General features: G+C 43.0%; 1 protein-coding gene. It reads left to right on the top strand.

The window, feature by feature from the left end:
* A partial coding sequence (locus tag NE619_RS18660) for a PhzF family phenazine biosynthesis protein (RefSeq protein ID WP_256133944.1) occupies positions 1-203 on the top strand: 203 nt, incomplete at its 5' end.
* Positions 204-221: the final 18 nt, after the last annotated feature.

The raw sequence follows: 221 nt of genomic DNA, 5'->3' as shown, positions 1-221 counted from the left end.
TTACAAAAGAGAGGTTTGGAGGAAACCATGCGGCTGTCTGCCTTTTAGACGAATCTATTCCTACAGATCTGCAGCAGAAAATAGAGGCTGAGATAAATTTGTCGGAAACTGCATTTGTTCTGAAAAATGGTAATGCCTATGATCTGCGGTGGTTTACTCCGAAATTAGAGGTGGAGCTGTGCGTCCATGCTACCTTTGACTGAGGATATGTTTTGTACGAG

Source organism: Anaerovorax odorimutans, assembly GCF_024459955.1.
Classification (GTDB): Bacteria; Bacillota; Clostridia; order Peptostreptococcales; family Anaerovoracaceae; genus Hominibacterium; species Hominibacterium odorimutans_A.
The sequence above is the reverse complement of the archived record's forward strand: the minus strand, read 5'-3'. Positions and strand labels throughout refer to the sequence as shown.